The organism is bacterium (assembly GCA_035703895.1).
Classification (GTDB): Bacteria; Sysuimicrobiota; Sysuimicrobiia; order Sysuimicrobiales; family Segetimicrobiaceae; genus Segetimicrobium.
Genome location: DASSXJ010000116.1, coordinates 1 through 3,776, shown reverse-complemented (window position 1 = coordinate 3,776; position 3,776 = coordinate 1). Strand labels below are relative to the sequence as shown.

Sequence of the window (3,776 nt, the reverse complement as noted above, 5' to 3'; positions counted from 1 at the left end):
AAGAAGCCGAAGAATGTCAGCACGAAGGTGATGAAGGTTAGACAGACCAGATAGCCGATGACGTGTCTCGTCTTCTCCGCCTCCTCCCGATGGCGAATTCCTATACTCCGCTATGCCCACCAGCAGCCCATTGCAGACACCCTAAGAGGGGTGCCGGCAGGGACCATCCCCCCATCCGCCGAACACGAGCGGGTGCGACGGGTCCACAGGGGGTGAACTCTATGCGGCGGCGTCTATTGGTCGGAGTGCTCGCGTGTGTGCTCTTCACGGCATGGGCCGCGGTCCCCGGCGGGTTCGCGGCCAACTACGGGTCCCAGCAAACGGTCGTCATCGCCGACGGCAGCCTCTCTGACGCCGTCACCATGGATCCGAATCTGGCCTACGAGCGTTCGAGCACGGTACCCGACCACCAGATGTACTCCACCCTTGTCACGTTCGCCCGCGGCAACCTCACCCAGGTACAGCCGCAGGTGGCCCAGTCCTGGGACGTGAGCAAGGATGCCCGCACGTACACGTTCCACCTCAAGCACGGGGTGGTGTTCAGCAGCGGCAACCCGCTGACGGCCGACGACGTGGTCTACAGCATCCAACGAGTGGTCAATCTGCCCAAAAATCCGGCGTCGTGGCTGATCACGCAGATGGGGATCGACGACAAAACAGTCTCGGCCACGGTCAAGGCGCCAGATCCTTACACGGTCGTCATCGCGCTGCCGAAACCATTCAGCCCCGGGGCGTTCCTGTCGATTCTGGCGAACCCGGTCGCGAGCATCGTCGACAGCAAGACGGTCAAAGCGCACGTGCAGAACAATGATTGGGGAAACGCCTGGCTTAACGACCACTCCGCGGGAAGCGGCCCCTTCGTGCTCGTCAAGTGGGAGCGTTCGGTGTCGATTGAGCTGGGGCCCAACCCCACGTACAATCTCGGCGCCGTGCCGTCGATCAAGCGGATCGTCCTCCTCAATATCGCGGAGAATACGGTGCAGCGGGAGATGCTGGGGCGCGGCGACGCGGACATCGCCTGGGACCTGTCGGCGAGCCAGATCGCGGCTCTCCGGCGCGAACCGAAGTTCTTTGTGTTCCAGACCCCGGATCTCGCCATGGAGTACCTAGGGATGGACGTGAAGAACGTTGCCGCGTTTGGGAAGGCGGGCGTCCGTCAGGCGGTGAAGTATGCGATCGACTACGACGGTATCATCAAAGACCTATTGACGGGGAACGGGACCCCGCTCCAGGGGGTGATCCCGAAAGGCCTGTTTGGATACGAGCCGTCGCTCCCGTTCAAACACGATCCGGCAAGGGCCAAGAGCCTCCTCGCCGAGGCCGGGTTCGGCAACGGCTTCACAGCGGAATTGCTGATAGGGACCGCGGTGCAGGCAGGTGGGATCTCGGGGGCAGATTTGGCCGCCAAGATCAAGAACGACCTCGGGGCGGTCGGCATCCGGATCAACGTCCGGCAAATCGTCGGGAGCGAGATGCTGAAGACCTACAGGGCGCAGCAGGCCCAAATGGTCATGCTGACCTGGTTCGTGGATTACCCCGACGCAGACGACTTTGCCAAGCCGTTTGGCGACTACACGCAGAAGTCGCTCGCCTGGCGGCTCAATTACGCCAACGACCCGCTCTCGAAGCTCGTGGGCCAGGCCGCGGAGATGCAGAACACGCCGGAGCGCGCCGCGATCTACAAGAAGGTGAACGAGACGATGGCCCAGGATGGGCCGTTCGCCATCCTCTACCAGCCCCTTGTCTCCCTAGGAGTGTCGAAGCGAATCCAGAATTTTCTGTACGATCCCGTGAATTTCTATGACTTCCTGGTCATGACGAAGCAGTAGACAGCGTCCAGCGTGGGGTGGGGAGGGGATCCGCGCCCCACCCCATGCTCCGCAGCGAATGAACCTCCTTCGGTTTGTGGCCCGCAGGGCGGGCCTGACCATGTTCGTCCTCGCGGGGGTCACGCTGATCACGTTCGTAATTTCCCACGTCGTCCCGGCAGACCCGGTCGCGGCATATCTCGGCGAGCACGCGCCGCCCGCTTTGGTGGAGAAAGTCCGACACCAGATCGGACTCGACAAACCGCTCCCCGTCCAGTACGTGATCTACATGCGGGACCTGTTCCACGGCAACCTCGGCATCTCGATCATGGATAACCGCCCGGTAAGTCAGGATCTGGCCCAGTACCTGCCGGCGACGGTGGAACTCTCGACTGCTGCGATGATGGTCGCCATCGCGATCGGGATCCCCACCGGGGTCGTCTCCGCGCTATACAAGGACCGATGGCCGGACCAGGTCGCCCGTGTCTTCGCGCTCGGCGGCACGTCGCTGCCGGTATTCTACGTGGCGCTGCTGCTGCTCGGGGTGCTCTATTCAAAGCTAGGGATCCTGCCTGGACCCGGTCAACTCGGGATCTACACCCAGCCGCCCCCCCATCTCACCGGGATGGTGGCGGTCGATGCCCTGCTCTCGGGCAGTTGGGACGCCCTGCGGGACGCGTGCCGCCATCTCATCCTGCCGGCGTTCGTATTGGGGTACTATTCCGCCGGCCTCATCACGCGGATGACTCGGGGGAGCCTGCTTGAGGTCTTGCGCCAGGATTACGTGCGGACCGCTCGAGCGAAAGGGCTGGCAGAAGGGCGGGTGGTGCTCCGGCACGCGCTGCGCAACGCGCTCCTCCCGACGGTCACCGTGATCGGATTGACATACGGCAGCCTGCTCTCCGGGGCCGTGCTCACCGAGACGATCTTCTCGTGGCCGGGCTTAGGACGGTACGCGACCAACTCGGTCATCAGCGTCGATATCCCGGCCGTCTTGGGCGTGACGCTGGTGATCGCGGTGATCTACTCGATGGCGAACCTCGCCGTCGACGTCCTCTACGCGTACTTGGATCCCCAGGTTCGCTACACTTAACGTTCCTTCGAGGGGCAAACCACGGAGATTGTCTGGCGGGCGCTACGCAGGAGTCCGTTGACGCTCACCGGCGGGTTGATCGTCGCCGTCTTCATCACCATCGCCCTCCTCGGCCCGCTCCTCGCCTCGCGGAACCCACTCGCTCAGGACCTAGGCCAGCGGCTGATCGCGCCGAGCCCCGCCTACCTCTTCGGCACCGACTCGCTCGGGCGCGACGTCTTCACGCGTGTGATCTACGGGGCAAGGATCTCGGTGGTGGCTGGGGCTGCCGTGGTCACCGGGGCGACGATCTTCGGCCTCGCGGCCGGCATGCTTGCCGGATGGCACGGCGGGTGGTGGGATGAGACGCTGATGCGGATCACCGACATGTTTCTGGCGTTTCCGAGCCTCATCCTCGCGATGGCCATCTCGGCCATCCTCCGGCCCAACCTCACCAACGCTCTGCTGGCCATCACCGTGACCTCGTGGCCGGTCTACGCCAGGATCGCTCGGGCCCAGGTCCTCTCGCTGCGCGCCCGGGAGTACGTGGAGGCGGCCCGCGCCGAAGGTGCGACAGACACAGCGATCCTCGCGCGCCACCTCGTCCCCAACGCCCTCGCCCCCATCCTGGTGCAGGCCACGCTCGAAGTGGGCAACGTCATCCTTATCATCGCCGGGCTGTCGTTCATCGGCTTTGGCGCGCAGCCACCGACGCCCGAGTGGGGGCTGATGGTCTCGGATGGGCGCCGGTTCCTTATGGAGCAGTGGTGGATCGCGACCTTTCCGGCCATCGCCATCCTCTTCCTCGTCCTGGGGTTCAACCTCTTCGGGGACGGCGTGAGAGACCTGCTGGATCCGAGGTTGCGGAAGGCGTAGCCAATTGATGGCTCACCGCT

General features: G+C 64.1%; 3 protein-coding genes. All 3 read left to right on the top strand.

From position 1 onward, the window contains the following. Nucleotides 1–221: 221 nt before the first annotated feature. From VFP86_08190 to nikC, 3 genes are read left to right on the top strand one after another with little or no spacing between them, the layout of a single operon-like run. Nucleotides 222–1,829: an ABC transporter substrate-binding protein gene (locus tag VFP86_08190; GenBank protein HET8999609.1), complete on the top strand. Its 1,608-nt coding sequence runs from the start codon at nucleotides 222–224 to the stop codon at nucleotides 1,827–1,829. 58 nt (nucleotides 1,830–1,887) lie between these two features. Beyond that, nucleotides 1,888–2,901, top strand: a complete 1,014-nt coding sequence (locus tag VFP86_08185; protein HET8999608.1) for an ABC transporter permease — start codon at nucleotides 1,888–1,890, stop codon at nucleotides 2,899–2,901. Nucleotides 2,902–2,928: 27 nt separating this feature from the next. Next, nucleotides 2,929–3,756, top strand: a complete 828-nt coding sequence (gene nikC, locus VFP86_08180) for a nickel transporter permease (protein ID HET8999607.1) — start codon at nucleotides 2,929–2,931, stop codon at nucleotides 3,754–3,756. Nucleotides 3,757–3,776 lie beyond the last annotated feature (20 nt).